General features: G+C 32.6%; 13 protein-coding genes. 3 read left to right on the top strand and 10 right to left on the bottom strand.

The window, feature by feature from the left end:
• Positions 1–97: 97 nt before the first annotated feature.
• From KEC48_RS00855 to mraY, 5 genes are all read right to left on the bottom strand, one after another.
• A complete protein-coding gene (locus tag KEC48_RS00855) occupies positions 98–541 on the bottom strand; it encodes a hypothetical protein (protein ID WP_211963786.1) in 444 nt (147 codons plus the stop codon).
• Positions 542–584: 43 nt separating this feature from the next.
• On the bottom strand, positions 585–1,304 hold the full coding sequence (locus KEC48_RS00850) for a hypothetical protein (RefSeq protein WP_211963785.1): 720 nt from the start codon (positions 1,302–1,304) through the stop codon (positions 585–587).
• Between the two features lie 73 nt (positions 1,305–1,377).
• Positions 1,378–2,370 carry a putative lipid II flippase FtsW gene (ftsW, locus tag KEC48_RS00845; RefSeq protein ID WP_211963784.1) on the bottom strand — a complete coding sequence of 331 codons (993 nt, stop codon included), beginning with the start codon at positions 2,368–2,370 and terminating at the stop codon, positions 1,378–1,380.
• A gap of 72 nt (positions 2,371–2,442) precedes the next feature.
• The gene (gene murD / locus KEC48_RS00840; protein WP_211963783.1) at positions 2,443–3,786 is read right to left on the bottom strand and encodes a UDP-N-acetylmuramoyl-L-alanine--D-glutamate ligase; all 1,344 of its coding nucleotides are present in this window, start codon (positions 3,784–3,786) and stop codon (positions 2,443–2,445) included.
• Between the two features lies 1 nt (position 3,787).
• The gene (mraY, locus tag KEC48_RS00835) at positions 3,788–4,771 is read right to left on the bottom strand and encodes a phospho-N-acetylmuramoyl-pentapeptide-transferase (protein ID WP_087358534.1); all 984 of its coding nucleotides are present in this window, start codon (positions 4,769–4,771) and stop codon (positions 3,788–3,790) included.
• Positions 4,772–4,952: 181 nt separating this feature from the next.
• Here mraY and KEC48_RS00830 point away from each other — a divergent pair, with 181 nt between their 5' ends.
• Positions 4,953–6,419 (top strand): DUF1846 domain-containing protein, encoded by a 1,467-nt coding sequence (locus KEC48_RS00830; protein WP_205089623.1) that lies wholly within the window; start codon positions 4,953–4,955, stop codon positions 6,417–6,419.
• 22 nt (positions 6,420–6,441) lie between these two features.
• On the opposite strand, the gene KEC48_RS00825 is transcribed toward KEC48_RS00830, so the two are convergent.
• Positions 6,442–6,822 (bottom strand): DUF3783 domain-containing protein, encoded by a 381-nt coding sequence (locus KEC48_RS00825; RefSeq protein WP_211963782.1) that lies wholly within the window; start codon positions 6,820–6,822, stop codon positions 6,442–6,444.
• A gap of 16 nt (positions 6,823–6,838) precedes the next feature.
• Positions 6,839–8,296, bottom strand: a complete 1,458-nt coding sequence (locus tag KEC48_RS00820) for an LCP family protein (protein ID WP_211963781.1) — start codon at positions 8,294–8,296, stop codon at positions 6,839–6,841.
• 130 nt (positions 8,297–8,426) lie between these two features.
• On the opposite strand from KEC48_RS00820, the gene KEC48_RS00815 reads away from it, so the two are divergent.
• Positions 8,427–9,605, top strand: a complete 1,179-nt coding sequence (locus KEC48_RS00815; protein ID WP_211963779.1) for an Mbeg1-like protein — start codon at positions 8,427–8,429, stop codon at positions 9,603–9,605.
• 14 nt (positions 9,606–9,619) lie between these two features.
• Here KEC48_RS00815 and KEC48_RS00810 read toward each other — a convergent pair whose 3' ends face one another.
• Entirely contained in the window at positions 9,620–10,660 is a 1,041-nt protein-coding gene (locus KEC48_RS00810; protein WP_087358544.1) for a ribonucleotide-diphosphate reductase subunit beta, read from the bottom strand.
• Positions 10,661–10,669: 9 nt separating this feature from the next.
• Positions 10,670–12,925: a ribonucleoside-diphosphate reductase subunit alpha gene (locus KEC48_RS00805; RefSeq protein ID WP_211963777.1), complete on the bottom strand. Its 2,256-nt coding sequence runs from the start codon at positions 12,923–12,925 to the stop codon at positions 10,670–10,672.
• Positions 12,926–13,061: 136 nt separating this feature from the next.
• On the opposite strand from KEC48_RS00805, the gene KEC48_RS00800 reads away from it, so the two are divergent.
• The gene (locus tag KEC48_RS00800) at positions 13,062–13,901 is read left to right on the top strand and encodes a putative manganese transporter (RefSeq protein ID WP_087358548.1); all 840 of its coding nucleotides are present in this window, start codon (positions 13,062–13,064) and stop codon (positions 13,899–13,901) included.
• A 21-nt stretch (positions 13,902–13,922) separates the two neighbouring features.
• Here KEC48_RS00800 and KEC48_RS00795 read toward each other — a convergent pair whose 3' ends face one another.
• Positions 13,923–16,472 carry a TetM/TetW/TetO/TetS family tetracycline resistance ribosomal protection protein gene (locus KEC48_RS00795; RefSeq protein ID WP_211963776.1) on the bottom strand — a complete coding sequence of 850 codons (2,550 nt, stop codon included), beginning with the start codon at positions 16,470–16,472 and terminating at the stop codon, positions 13,923–13,925.
• Between the last annotated feature and the right edge of the window lie 67 nt (positions 16,473–16,539).

Here is a 16,539-nt window from a genome sequence, read left to right as displayed (position 1 = left end):
CAATCCTCCTTCCATTTTGCCAGAAGAAACTCCGGCTATGTAAAAAGTCATCTCATATAACTAAGATGACTTGTCAGTAAAATATGTTTGTAAATATTTATCTTTCCATTTGCTTTTTCTTAGGCTTGTCATAATTCTTTATAGGAAGTTCTTTGCTTTTCAAATGTTCAAACATTCTTTCCAAATCTTCCTGACTTTCAGCACCCACAACATAATCAAATACCAACTTGCCATTCTGTTCTATTGGATTGACTGTGCTGATAAATCTTTTTCCATTTTCAAACGTAGAATATTCCTTTGGCAAATCATTATCAATCAAGTTTAGATTCCCTTTATAAAATAATACTATGGGTGGACAGTTCTTTGATTTAAAATATTCAGGATAGTTATGACTCATGACAGTCACATACTTATGTTTAATCTGTTTTTTATACTCTCTAAGAATTTCTTTATCAATAGGTTCTTTTGTTATAAGAGCAACATACATTTTTCTAAAATCTCCTTCATATTTCATTGCAAAATATAATAATATATCATCCATATCATTTCCTCCTCAAAAATAAAAAGATCATAAAAATGACCTTTTAAATATATGTATAGCCTATTTTAATATGAAAATGATATTTATAATTTCTTTTATCATTTCTATTTCTATGTTTTTTTCTTTTGGCATGAATATATCCAATACGATGTAAATGTGGAGTCATATGACCAACATGGCCATAATCAATTCTTAATTTATTTCTTTCTTTGTAATAAATAATATTCCATTCATCAAGATTAAAATAAGAAATCATCTCATTAGTTCGTAAGTATTGATTTTTGGGATATGTATATTCATCCTCATCATTAACAGCCAAATGATAGTAAATATATATTTCACCATCATCACTGACTGATTTTTGTAATTTTTTTATTTTATATTGCATCGTCATATCAGCATGACATTTTCTATGCAAAGATTTATAAACATGCACAAAATCGTATGTATTCACATCATTTTGTTTATAGAAATTTTTGTTGTAATATTTAACCTTCTTTTTGACATTATAAGCATTAATACGTTTTTCTAAACCATGTATAATAATACTTTTATTTCCTTCAATAATCTCACCTCCATCAATAAAAATAGATTGTGGTTCATAAGTTTCTACAGTATGACCTGTATTAACAAGAGGAAACACATGCCATCCATCAAATCCATCTACGATTAACACTTTTGAGCCCTTTTTTAAAGACTTTCCTAATTCATATGAAACTTTGCTCGGTTCCTTAAAAATACTCGCCATTCTTCTCTTTTTCATTTTTTTACCATCCTATCAATATTTTTTAGATGATGTAACGTTTATTTTTAAGCAGTTTATATTGTTCTCGCAATCACAATGTCACACCTGTAACAGGAAAAAGTCCGACAACTACGCCTAAATTAATGAGTGTTTGAATACCCATCATCGAAGTTATACCAATCATCAAAAAACTTCCAAATAAATCCGGAACGTTCTGACTGATTTTCAACATCGTTTTCAACAAACTCGTATAGAGTCCTATTAAAATGATACCTCCTAAAAAACCAAATTCTTCAGCAACAATTGCAAAAATAAAATCTGTCTGTGGTTCAGGTAAATAAAAATGTTTTTGTATACTCTTATCAAAGCCAACACCTAAAAGTCCTCCCGGTCCAATTGCATATAAAGCCTGAATTGCCTGAAAACCACTTCCTAATGGATCTTGAAATGGATTTAAAAAAGAAAGAATACGCTCCATACGATAGGGAGCCGATAAAATCATCACAACAATTCCTATCACACCAATAATACCTAAACCAACAAAATAACGAAATGGAAAAGGTGACACAATCATCATCACAATAATACCACATGCCATAACAATACCACTACCAAAATCCGGCTGTAACATAATGAGTAAAAAGCCTAACCCCATTATCAATAATATCTTAAAACTATAACGAATTTTTTTCATCTGATAATAATGTTTTTCAATATATACCGCTGTATAAATAATTATTCCTATTTTAAACAATTCACTTGGCTGTAATGCAAAAAAACCTAAATGAAACCAGCTGCGACTACCGCCTCTGACAACACCAATTCCCGGGATTAAAACAAGAATCAATAATACAAAACAAATCATTAAAATCAAACGATAATATTTTTTATACAAATGATAATCAATACGTGATGTCACAAACATAGCTATAAACCCTAAACAGGCAAAAATAACCTGTCTTTTGATATAATAAAAAGCATCATCATACTTATAAAATGCCCAGATATGTGAAGAAGTATAAACACTTATTAAACCAATCATAACAATGATCACAGTTAAAGCAACAATTTTCTTTGTTTTCACGGTGACACCCCCATCATTTCACTATATGAAAAGAAGCATCAAAAAAGAAGATACACCAACGTATCTTCTCACTTACTTAAAATCATGAACAATCTCTTTAAAAACCTTTCCTCTTTCTTCATATCCACTAAATTCATCATATGAACTTGTTGAAGGGGATAATAATACAACATCTCCTTCATGAGCAATTTCCTTTGCTTTCATCACAGCATCTTTCATATGTTCAACAACAATTGTATTGTCTATATGCATTTCTCTGGCAAATCTTTCCTTTGCCTCACCAAAACAAATAAGCGTTGAGATCTTCGAAGCATAAGATGACATCTCTGTTAAATCCAGACCTTTTTCATGACCACCCATTAATAATATAACCGGCTGTTTAAAAGCTTTTAAAGCAATAATCGCTGCATCTGTATTTGTCGCTTTAGAATCATTGTAATATTTAACACCATGATATTCTCTTACAAATTCTATACGGTGTTCTACTCCCTGAAAAGAAGCCAAAGTATCATGAATATCTGATAAAGACACATGACTTAATGCACAGGCAATAATGGCAATCATCATATTTTGAATATTATGATCACCTACTATTTTTATTTCATCCAAATCAATAACATGATTTCCTTTATAATAAATCGCTTGATTTTGAATCATACAATCAGCTGGTTTGGTTAAAGAAAGAGTCACTCTTTGAGCCAAAACAGGATACCTGCTTAAATAACTCTGCAAGATTTCATCATCCAAATTTTCAATAAAATAATCTTGCTTATCTTGATTCATATAAATACGCGTTTTAGAAGCATAATATTCATCCAGTGAAGCCATATAATCCAAATGATCTGGAGTCAGATTTATAATTGTAGAAATATGTGGATGAAACTTTTCAATATCTAATAATTGAAAATTAGACATTTCTAAAACCACATCATACCCATCACAATGAAGCAAATCATTGTCTAAAACACAAGAGGAATAAGGTATACCCACATTACCTGCCAAACAAGACAAATGATGGGCATGTTTTAAAATCTCATCAATTAATGTCACTGTTGTCGTTTTCCCATTTGTTCCTGTAATAGCAATATAATTTTGCATTTGAGCCACTTGATAAGCCAGTTCAATTTCAGTGTAAACAGGAATTCCTCTTTCTTTTAATCTCAAAACAAAAGGTTTATGATAATTTATGCCCGGATTTTTGACCACAAAATCAAAATCTCTTTCAAACAATTCATCAGGGTGTCCCCCCGCAATCATTTCAATACCTCTTGCCAGATATTCATCATAACAATCAATATGATCCTTTGCTGCAAATTCATTCACTGTAATCGTGGCATGCATTGCATCAAGCAGTTCAACTGCAGCCCTGCCACTTTTAGCCAATCCTAAAACTAAGACTTTTTTCCCTTTTAACATATTACATAACTCCTAAGACAATCCCAATAATTCCACAAATAAACCCTAAAAACCAAAAAGAAATCACAACTTGCTGTTCCGTCCATCCCAGCATTTCAAAATGATGATGAATTGGTGCCATCTTAAATACACGTTTTCCTCTTGTTTTAAAGGATACAACTTGAATGATAACAGATAGTGTTTCAACTAAGAAAACCCCACCAATTAAAATAAACAATAATTCTTGACGTGTTAAAACAGCTAAAGCTGCTAAAAAACCACCAAGCGCTAACGATCCTGTATCACCCATAAATATACGTGCTGGATGATAATTAAAGCACATAAATCCAAGCAATGTTCCAACGACTGCCATAGCATAAATAGCAATTTCATAATCTTTATTCATAATCGCAAAAATAACAAAAACAGAGATAGCTATCATAGATAGTCCTGTTGCCAGACCGTCCAACCCATCTGTTAAATTTACAGCATTGCTGCCAGCAGTAAACATAAAATACACAAGAATAGGATAAAACCATCCTATATCTACTTCAATATGTAATAAAGGAATGGAAATAGCAGTATCAAATTGAGGAATAAAGACTTTCGCCAAAATATAAAATGCGATAGCAACCACAGATTGTAAAGCATATTTATATAATGGCTTTAAACCATCATTTGTCTTTCTCACAACAATCAAATAATCATCAATAAATCCTACTAGTCCAAATCCTAAAAAAGCAAATGTCAATAAATGAATATACGGATTTTTTAATGAAGTCATATTCAAAATATAAACAACAATGATTGCACATAAAATAAAAACAGTTCCCCCCATTGTTGGGGTACCACCTTTGGCTTTATGTGATTGTAGTCCTTCTTCTCTTTCAACCTGTCCAAACTTCAATTTCTTCAAATAACGAATCGCTTTAGGCATCACTGCCACAACAACAATAAAGCTCACAAGAAAATTCAAAACAATTTTTAAAAAGACCATATTAAACATAATAAGACTCCTTTACCTCTTTTATCTTTTACAATATACCATATTTTTCATACAATAACAACAATCAAAAAGAAGCCATCTTTATTTATAATTATCATTATTTATTGACTTAATATTTTTTTATTATTTTCTTTATCTTCAATCCATTTTCTATATAATGTTGTCTAGGAGTGAGAAAAAAATGAAAAAAGCCTTTAGCAATGAATTATATGTAGAACTACAATCAAAACATATCCAAGAAAGAATTGAACAATTCGACAACAAGCTTTATTTAGAGTTTGGTGGTAAACTTTTTGACGATACCCATGCTTCACGTGTTTTACCCGGTTTTGAACCCGACAGCAAACTCAAAATGTTATTAACTTTAAAAGATAAAGTAGAAGTCATCATCGCTGTTTGTGCAAAAGATTTGGAAAGACATAAAATGAGAAGGGATTTAGGCATTTCTTATGATGATGAAGTGATACGATTAATCAATGAATATGAACATGTCGGTTTATATGTTGGAAGTGTAACAATCACACAATATCAACATCAAAACTCAGCTGATACCTTTAAAACCAAATTAGAAAAACGTGGTATTAAAGTCTTTATGCAATACCCTATTGAAAACTATCCTCATAATGTTGATCATATTATTTCTCCAGAAGGTTTTGGTAAAAATGATTATATTATCACAACGAAACCTTTGGTCGTGGTGACAGCACCGGGTCCCGGTTCAGGAAAAATGGCAACATGTCTATCACAGTTATATCATGAACATTTACATGGTATTCGTGCTGGATATGCAAAATTTGAAACTTTCCCAATCTGGAACTTGCCTTTAAAACATCCCGTGAACTTAGCATACGAAGCTGCTACAATTGATCTCAATGATGTCAATATGATTGATCCATTCCACCTTGAAAAATATGGTGAAACAACCGTTAACTATAATCGTGATATTGAAATCTTCCCTGTATTAAATACAATGTTTAAAAAAATCTTTGGTGAATCTCCTTATGCTTCTCCTACTGATATGGGTGTCAACATGGCAGGCTATGCCATCATTGATAATGAAGCCGCTAAAGATGCCAGCTGCCGTGAAATTGTTCGTCGTTATTACCACGCTCAAGTAGATTATCTGATGGGAAAAATTAATGATCAGTCATTAGAAAAAATGCAAATGCTGCTCTCTCAAGCAGGGGTAGATGCAAAAAATCGTAAATGTGCCATTGTAGCTAGAGAAGTAGCACAAACACGTCAGGGTCCTGTCTGTGCAATCGAATTAAATGATGGACATTTAATCAGTGGAAAGACATCATCATTATTACGTGCATCAAGTGCTGCTATGTTGAATGCATTAAAATATCTGGCTGGAATTGAACAGGACATTGAATTGATTTCACCAACGATGTTACATTCTATTCTTTCTTTAAAAAATGATTACTTAAATATGAAAACACCTCTTTTGGATATTGATGAAGTCTTACTGACATTAACAATTGCTTCAGCTCAAGATCAAAATGCAAAAAAATGTCTGGAAGCTCTCCCTTTATTGAAAGATTGTGAAATTCATTCAACTGTCATTTTAAGTAATAAAGATACGGAAACATTAAGAAAATTGAATATGAATTTAACTTGTGATCCTAAGCATGCAACAGCTTAGGATTTTTTTATTAAAAAAACCTCTATTGAGGTTTTTGAGTCATATATGAATATTCTTTTGCGACACTTTGATACAACTGAGAGAATGTATAATTGACATTATGTTGTGTTAAAACAGCTTTATAAGGAATAAAAGGAATTCCTTTCAAACGAAATAACTGCAATAATAATTCAAGTTGATTATCTTTTTGAAGGGCAAAAAATACAAATGGTTCCTGCATCATTGTAAGAATAGATGATTGAGATTGTCTTTGATATCCCTCTAAATGTAGTAAGTATCCAATTGTCTGATGAATATCATGAGGATCAATTTCATCTATGGCAATATCCAAATCCTTTCCAATACTTTGTATTTTTGATTTGATGTATTCTGGTAAACGGTAAACTAAAATTGTATCTTTCATATAAAATCCTTTCATTTTATTGTTGTAAATCTCCTAATTCTGTTTCAATTTTTTCATTAGCCATCAACTGATCAATGTAATCACTAGCCTGTTGAATAGATAATTCATGAGGAATAATAACGGATGCATTCATACCCAGTGAATAACAAGGCATGGAAGCACTGTCCCCTGTAATTTGATAAGATTGAATATCCCAATCAGGCATATCTGATAACTGCATAGAAACTAAAGCATTCATCTCATCACTTAGCATATTTGTTTCTATACTCTGGCTGACGGTATCTAAAACATCTGAAAAAGAAGTTAAAATAGCTGGTGAACAGACCTTTTTGACAATTGCTGAAATCATACGCTGCTGATTTCTTCCTCTAGCGAAATCTCCATCAATAAATGATTTTCTTTCTCTTACAAAAGCTAAAGCCTGTTTTGCATTCAAATGATTTTCTCCCTCTTGAATATGATACCCACCAATCTTCGTCGTAAACGCCTCTGATGAATTCACCGTAATACCACCTAAAGCATCTACAATATCCATAAAAGACGTAAAGTTCATACGAACATAATAATTAATATCTTGATCAATGATATCGGCCAAAGTATCAATACTCTCCTGTAAGCCATACATACCAGTATGCGTAAATTTATCATATTGACCATTACGATGTAGTGGATAATAAATATCACGAGGAATACTAATAAGTAAAATCTGTTGCGTCACAGGATTAATACCAACCAGCATATTGACATCACTACGTGAAACAGTCGTTAAATCACCATATTCATCATTTCCACTGATATAAACCAAAAAAGGTTTTTGCGTCACATCAACACTTTTCGCATTCACAGCTGCTTCATCACGTTTAACCTGATAAATAACACGCGTTTCTTCATTAAAATGCTCTTTTTCCTGTTCAACCAGACTTCTAAAAGCTTCATCTAAAATAATCGCATCCACATCTTTTTGATAAAGCTTTGTGACTAACTGATGGAAATCAGAGGAATCATCCAAAGATATCTTTCCTACCTCAGATTCAATTTGATCAACTGTATAATCCATCGTTGATTCATCTACATATGATACATGTGAAAGCAAATGATCTGGCAATTGATGTTCATTTTTAATAACAGAATCTTTTAAGACAATCACAGAAATAGCACGTGTCTGAAATTGTTCTTCAGCTAATAAATCAACAACCTGTCCTGTCTTATAAATATAAAACGAACCTACAGCCATCAAACAACTTAATAACAAACTTAAAAATTGTGTCAATAAAGAACGTTTACTTCCTTTTTTCTTATAGAAAATCAAAAAATATTCTCCAACCATTAAAATAACCAGAACAACTGCTGTGGCTATCAAATACTTCATAGGTACAAATTGAATAAAATACATTGTTGATAGTAAAACAATGGACATTAAAAACTGAATACTATATACAATACGACGTAAATATTTATTATCTATTTTTTTCATAACGACACATCCTTTTTGTTAGAGTATCATATTTTGACATTTTTCGCAATGAGTTGTATCCATTGACATTTGCATTTATCCAAAAAATCATGTAAAATATTTCCCTATACAAATCCAAAGGGGTGATGATATGAACGTGAATACAATCTTAAATTATGTTGATCTACGTGGTGATTTACTCACGACACAATTTCCTTATAATGAAATAGATGCCTTAATTTTCAGTGAACTGGCTTATGTCAATTTAGATCAGATTATTGAACCCTTACATCAACCTCCTTTATGGCTGGTCTATCAAAAATATGTCCAAAGGAATCAATCATTATCTGATCAGGAACTTCAAAAAATTCAGATTCCCAGTCATGAACTTTTTGAAAAAATGGCTTCCGCTCCCCGTTATCAAAACATTCGTATTCTTGATTATGTTAATGATGTCAATAAAGAACTTGTCAAACAATTTTCAGCAATGGCTTTATTATTAGAAGACGGACGTATTGTGATTGCCTTTCGAGGAACGGATGATTCATTAATTGGATGGCATGAAGATTTTTTGATGTTATGTGAAAAAAGTGTTCCTGCTCAAGAATCATCAGTGCATTTTGTAGAACATATCGCCAAACTCTCAATACCATCTTCACTTCTTGCTGATTTAAAAAATCCTTTTATAGATGCTTCATTATGGCAACGTTTCAAAAAACATTTTCAATATCAAAAACAACGTCCACTCTGGCTGGTCGGACATTCCAAAGGAGGAAATCTCGCTATTTACGCTGCCTGTTTTTGTCAGACAAGTATTCAAAAACGTATTTTTCAGGTTGATAACTTTGATGGTCCGGGATTCCATGACGAGATTTTAAAATCATCTGCTTATCGTCAAATGTTGCCTTACATTCATAGTTACATTCCTCATTATTCTTTTTTTGGCATTGTTTTAGGGCATGAAGAAAACTATACAGTTGTCAAGAGTCATGAAACAGGAATGATGCAGCATAATGCTTTTTCATGGCAGCTTCAGGCCCATCATTTTGAAGTCGATGAACTATCATATGAAAGTGTACAGTTTGCAATTAAAGTCATTCTCTTTTTAGAAAAATTAAGTTTAGAAGAAAAACATCAGTTTGTTGAAGCTATGTTCTCTCTTTTTGATCGTTTAAATATCTATAATTTTTCTGATTTATCACATATTTCCTACAAACATATTATGAGTGCCATCAAAGAAATCACCTTATTAAAACCAAAAACACGCAACATGCTTTTAGAAGTCTTACATATGCTTTGGTTAGAAGCCAAAAAAATAAAGAAAGGATAGCTTCCTTTCTTTTCTTATAAGTCATCTTCAATGGCCGCTGATTTTGCATAAGCTGTTGATTTTGCTTCAAAAAAATCTGTTTTAATCAGATTCGCCTGACTATACAAACTCACCCATTGCATAGATTCTGGTTCCTTATCATAACCTTCAAACAAAGGTTCAAAATTTAAAGATGTCGCACGTAAATTTCCCAAGTAATGAATATAATCACTGACCATCGTCATTGTTAAACCTTCAATACGATCACCCAATACATACTGTGCCCACGCTATTTCTTCTTCTACACCACGAAGAATCATACCACGATAAACCTCTTTTAATTCATCTGTAAAAAGCTGTGGTTCTTCTTTCTGGAGTTCTAAAATGATATTTCTAAATAACCAGAGATGTGTATTTTCATCACGATTAATATAACGAATTTCCTGTGTTGATCCGGGCATTTTTCCCATACGACCTAAATTATAAAAGAACATAAACCCACTATAAAAATAAATACCTTCTAAAATATAATTCGCCATTAACGTTTTCATCAGATGAAAAGAATCTGGACTATCAATAAAAGCATTGTACTGTTCACCAATAAACTGATTACGTTTGAGTAAATGCTCATCATATTTCCATTGATAAAGAATTTCATCACGCTTTGCTGGGGAGCAAATTGTATCTAACATATAACTATAACTTTGTGAATGAACAGCTTCTTGAAATGCTTGAATCGTTAAACAGAGATTAATTTCATTTGCTGTTATATATTCACCAATATGTGGTAAGTTGGCTGTTTGTAAAGAATCCAAGAAAACAAGAAAAGATAAAATTTTATCATAAGCTGTTCTTTCTTCATCCTTCAACAAACGATAATCTTTTATATCCTGTAAAAGATTAATTTCTTCTGGAATCCAGAAATTATTCATTGCTTGACGATACCAGTCATGAACCCACTGATATTTCATATGATTAAAATCATTTAAATTCGTCGTATTCCCATTAATCATACGACGTTTTTGCACATCAATATCTCCCTTTTCATTAAACAATGCTTTTGTTTTTAATTCCATATTTCCTCCTTATGCACTGCATGATTCACATTCTTCAATCTCTAGAGATTGACTTCTCACATAATAAAGCGTCTTGACATGACACTCACTTGCTAAAATATATAAATCCAAAAGTTTTCTAAAAGTAAAATCCTGTGTCATATAAATATTCACAGACTGTGACTGGTCAATATGACGCTGACGAATACCTGCCGCTTGAACAATCCAGTTTTGGTCCATATAATGAGCATTTTTATAAAGCCAGAACGTTTTTGGATTCAAATCTGGAGCTACACGACGCATCATGCTACCTTTCTTTTCTTCAATAAAAAATTTCTTCATGATAGGATCAACTGCCGCCGTTGTGCCAGCAATGATAGATGTAGATGACGTTGGAGCAATTGCCAAACAATATCCATTACGTAACCCATACTGATGAATGTCCTTCTGTAATTTTTGCCACATTGAAGAATGATAATGACGCTTTTGAAAATAAAGTCCGGTATCATAATCACTCCCTTGAAAATAAGCATAACTTCCCTTTTCTCTAGCCAGTTGACAAGATGCTTCTAATGTGTAGTAATTGATTTTTTCATATAACTGATCAACAAACTGTAAATGTTGTTCACTTTCAAAGGGAATGCCTTTTAAACTCAATAAATGATGATAACCACTTGTTCCTAAACCTATGGCTCGATATTGATGGTTCGTTATTTTGGCATAAGGCAATGGATAATAGTTTAAATCAATGACATTGTCTAAAGCTCTCACTGTTGTTTGAATAACATGTTGCAGTTCCTGTTCATCATCTACATTGATTCTTCCTAATGTCAACGAAGCCAGATTACATACCACAAAATCACCCGGTTTGGTCTTTTCTACAACAATACTTTCTCCATTGACTTCAACAATTTCTTTCCCTAAAAATGTCATAGCTTTCATATTTTGAGCAATTTCAGTACATAAATTACTACAATAAATCATTCCTTGATGATGATTAGGATTCATTTCATTGACTTCATCACGATTAAAAGCAAAAGGTGTTCCCGTTTCCACAAGTGAACGAATAATCAACCTCACAACTTCCTTAACACTCATAACTCTTTTAGAAATACGTGGATCTTGAACACATTCGTCATAACGTTGTTCCCATTCTTGACCATAACTATCTTCAAGGTGATAGCCCTTCACTTCATAAATTTCATGAGGGCACATCATATACCATGAAGCATCAAGATTTTCCTTAGCCAATTTCCAAAATAAACGTGGAAAACAAACTGCCGGAAAAATATCATGAGCTTTCATACGATCATCTCCATTATTTGTTCTGATCTGTAAAAATTCTGGTAAATCTTTATGCCAGACATCTAGATAAACAGCGACGGCTCCTTGTCTGACACCTAACTGATCTACAGCAATCGCTGTATCATTAACAAGCTTCAACCAGCGTACAATTCCTCCAGCAGCTCCCTTGTAGCCACGAATAGAGCTTCCATTTGCACGGACTTTTCCAAAATATAAGCCCATACCTCCACCATATTTAGAAACTTGAGCAAAATGATCTAAACTTTGATAAATACCTTCCAAAGAATCTTCCACAACATCAATAAAACATGAACTCATCTGATGGAATGGCTTTCTGGCATTCGCCATTGTTGGCGTTGCCATAGTTATTTTTAAAGTACTTAATACATCGTAGAACTGTTTAGCCCATTGCACACGTTTTTTTTCTTTTATAGCAAGATGCATCGCTATGCCCATAAACATTTCCTGAGGTGTTTCTAATATCTGATGATGATAATCATGAATCAGATAACGTTTATATAAAAGATCAAGCCCACTATGATTAAAGAATGCATCACGTTCATCATCAATATATGCCTCTAATTCTTGAATATCTTGTTTATTGTAATGTTCTAAAATATAAGCTCCATAATATCCTTCTTGAGTCAAATATTTGATTTTATCATAAAAAGTCAAAAGATGAAGCTTTTGTATATGACTTTCTACTTGTTGATGAATATCAAAAGCCAAAAATCTTCCCGCAATCATCTCCCATTGAGGTTCTTCGACACTAATCATTTCATCACTAACTAAAATAAAGATTTCTATGGCTTCATGAAGCGTCATTGATTCATGATAATAAGCCATCCATTTGTCATAAAGACGTTTGAAATGATCATTATCTTGAAAAAAGTCCTGATTCATTTTTTCTAAAGTAGATTGAAATTTTGAATCATGAAAAGTTTGATCAAAAAATTTAATGATTTGTTCATTTGTATTCATTATCTTCACATCCTTGTAGGCATTCTAACATAGCGAAAAAACTTTTGACTACTGATATGCCCATAAAAATGATGACATCATATGATTAGCTTTTTTTAAAAATCTATGATAAGATAATGCTTTAATGGAGGTTAATATGTTACATATACTAGAACATTCTTTACATGATTTAATACCAATGATTCCTTTTTTATTTTTAACTTATTTATTAATGGAATACATTGAACATAAAAATAATCAGAGATTTGAAACATTTTTAATACGTGCTCAAAAATTAGGACCTTTGATTGGAAGCTTTTTAGGCATTATTCCTCAATGTGGATTTTCAGTTATTGCCAGTGGATTATATATGAACCAAAGCATCAGCTTAGGGACATTATTAGCTGTTTTTATTGCGACAAGCGATGATGCAATTCCCATCCTGATTGCCCAGCCCCAACAATCACAGACGCTTTTAATGATTATTATTTTAAAAATCATTGTTGCGATGATAATTGGTTATCTTGTTGATGGATTGGTTCATTCCCATCATCTACGCCAAAACCATAGTCTACATGATGTTCATGAACATTGTCATGAAGAAGAACATGGTCATGGTATTGTCTATTTAGCATTGATTCATACTGTTAAAATTTTTATCTTTGTCTTTATCGTCAACTTTGCCTTAACATGGCTGATGGAAGAAGTTGGCAGTCAGACATTGAATTATTTATTTGTTCATGGTTCTTTATTCCAGCCAGTTTTAACAGCCTTAGCTGGATTTATTCCTAATTGTGCCGCCAGTGTTATTCTTTCTCAGCTTTATCTTGACAATGTCTTAAGTTTTGGTGCTTTATTTGCTGGATTAATGACCAGTGCAGGATTAGGTATACTCGTTTTATGGCGTATGTATGATAATAAAAAAGATATTTTGAGAATTATGTTTATTATGCTTATCAGTGCCACACTGGTGGGTATGCTTTTACAGGTATTTTAAAAACGCATCATCGTGCGTTTTTTATTTTTTATATTTATTAACATCTTCCAATAAAAATTCATGACTTTGCGGTTGTTTTCTTTGAAATTCCTGAAAACCATGTTGTGCCATTGCTTCCACTTCTAAAGCCAGTTCACGTGAAGACATACGACGAGCACCTCGTCCAATAACAATAGATTGTTCTAAAGCATCCGATGTTGCGACAACAACACGATATTCACTGGCAAGTTGATGCGTCACACGTTCAATATACATATCCGCTGTCTGGGCTTCTTTTGTATAGACGACATGAACATTATGACGTTTTTCCTGATGTCCCAGATTTTGTTTCACTTGATAAGCATCAAACACAATAATTAATACGCATTGTTTATACCCTTGATAATTTGCTAAAATATCAATCAAACGTTCACGAGCAACTGCTAAATGCGTCTTTGCAAGTTCTTTGAGTTCAGGCCACGAATGAATCACATTATATCCATCCACAAGCAGACATTCTGGTTTCATCTGTACCTGCATAGAAGCTTCATAAGCAGGTGTTCGATAATAATCATCAGCCAGGCGACGTTTCACAGGTCCATAAGTTCGTTCAAAAATAGCATCCAGTTCTTCATCTTCATTTTGATATGATTTGAATTCTTGAGATATATTCTGACTTTTTTTGCTTTTTGTATATTGATAAGGAAGATGCATATAGTTTTCAACATCCTGCCACTTGACATAAAAACCAGCTCCATGTTGACAAAATACAGAACCTGTTGGATATTTTTGATCTGTTTCACTATCATAATGTTTGTCTTGAATGACTTCAGTAGAATTATGACAAGGAAAATATCCCTTTAATGAACAAGTCATACGACCTTTTCCTTTTGTCAAAACGATGATTTCCTGTTGATAATCTTGTAGACATGCAACAGGTCCTTGTCCGTATAAATCAATCCTATCTCCATTTTCTTCCATTGACACTTTAGTCTGTTTCTTTTCCATATCATAAAGAACACGACTTAAGGCTTCTTTAGGAATTTGAATATGAATATCATAATAAGGCTCTAAAAGAATCGATTCTCCTCGCTTCAAGCCATGACGAATCGCACGATAGGTTGCTTCACGAAAATCTCCACCTTCGGTATGTTTTTGATGGGCCTTTCCAGCCAGTAAAGTGATTTTCATATCTGTTACTGGTGCTCCTGTTAAAACTCCACGATGTTCAATTTCTTGAAAATGTGTCATAATCAAACGTTGATAATGCAAGGGCAAAGTATCCGTTGAACACTGACTTTCAAAAACAAGACCACTGCCACTCTCTAATGGTTCCAGCAGGACATGGACTTCTGCATAATGTCGTAAAGGTTCAAAATGTCCCACACCTTCAATCGGTTTAGCAATCGTTTCTTTGTATAAAATCTCACCATGATCAAAATGAACATCTTCATGAAATCTCTCACGAATCATATTTTGTAAAATCTCAATCTGAATTTCTCCCATTAATTGAATATAAATATCTTGTGTTTCAGGCATATAAGAAATATGTAAAGTCGGATCTTCCTGAGCTAAAATCTGTAATTTTTGCATCATCACATGTCGATCCGTTTGTGGTGATAAGACCATACGATAATTCATATAAGGAACCATTACTGGCTGTATCGTTGTCTGATGATTGAAAGTCATACCCGGTAAAAATGCTTTTAATCCTTTCAAAGCCACAACATCTCCAGCTTTGGCTGTCATCATTAATGTATATTTTTCACCATTATAAAGACGAATCTGATCGACTTTTTCATTTCCAATCACTTCTTTGACATGAATGGAACCACCTGTTAATTTAACATGTGTCAAACATTGTCCTTGTTCATGAGTGACTTTAAAAACAAAACCATCTAATGTATCAGGATAAACTTTTTCTAAAGTATATTGATCTAACATATCAAGAAATGTTTCAACCCCTTGATTTTTAAGGGCAGAGCCAAAGAAAACAGGAAAGATTTGTCTTTGTTGAATACTTTCTTGAATATGCTGAAGTGAAATCTTTTGATTTGTCATATATTCTTCTAATAATGTATCATTGACTAACGCTATATTTTCAAAAAGCTGATTTTCTGGTAAAGAAAAATCAATACAATGCTCATGATATTTTTGCGTTAATTCTAAAAGAAGTTCTTCTTGATGATAAGTTGTCTGATCCATCTTATTGACAAAAATAAAAGTTGGTACATGATAATGCGCAAGTAATTGCCAAATTGTTTCACTATGTGATTGAATTCCATCCATTCCATTCACAACAATAATAGCATAATCTAATATTTGTAATGTTCTTTCCATTTCGGCTGAAAAATCAGCATGTCCAGGTGTATCCATCAAAAGAAATTGCGTATTCTTCCACTCGAAATAAGCCTGTTTAGAAAAAATCGTAATGCCACGATGACGTTCTTGTGCATCATAATCTAAAAAAGTATCTTGATGATCTACACGCCCTAATTGACGAATCTGCCCTGAAAGATATAACATGCATTCACAAAGCGTTGTTTTTCCAGCATCAACATGTGCCAATATACCAATCACTGTCTTTTTCATATTGACCTCCTTTTAAAGAAATATTATACACTATTTTTTTCGTAAATACATCTTTTCATGTTATCAA

Source organism: Clostridium sp. C1 (assembly GCF_018223625.1).
Taxonomy (GTDB): Bacteria; Bacillota_I; Bacilli_A; order Erysipelotrichales; family Coprobacillaceae; genus Allocoprobacillus.
Note: the sequence above shows the minus strand (reverse complement) of the source record. Positions and strands in the feature narration are given on the sequence as shown.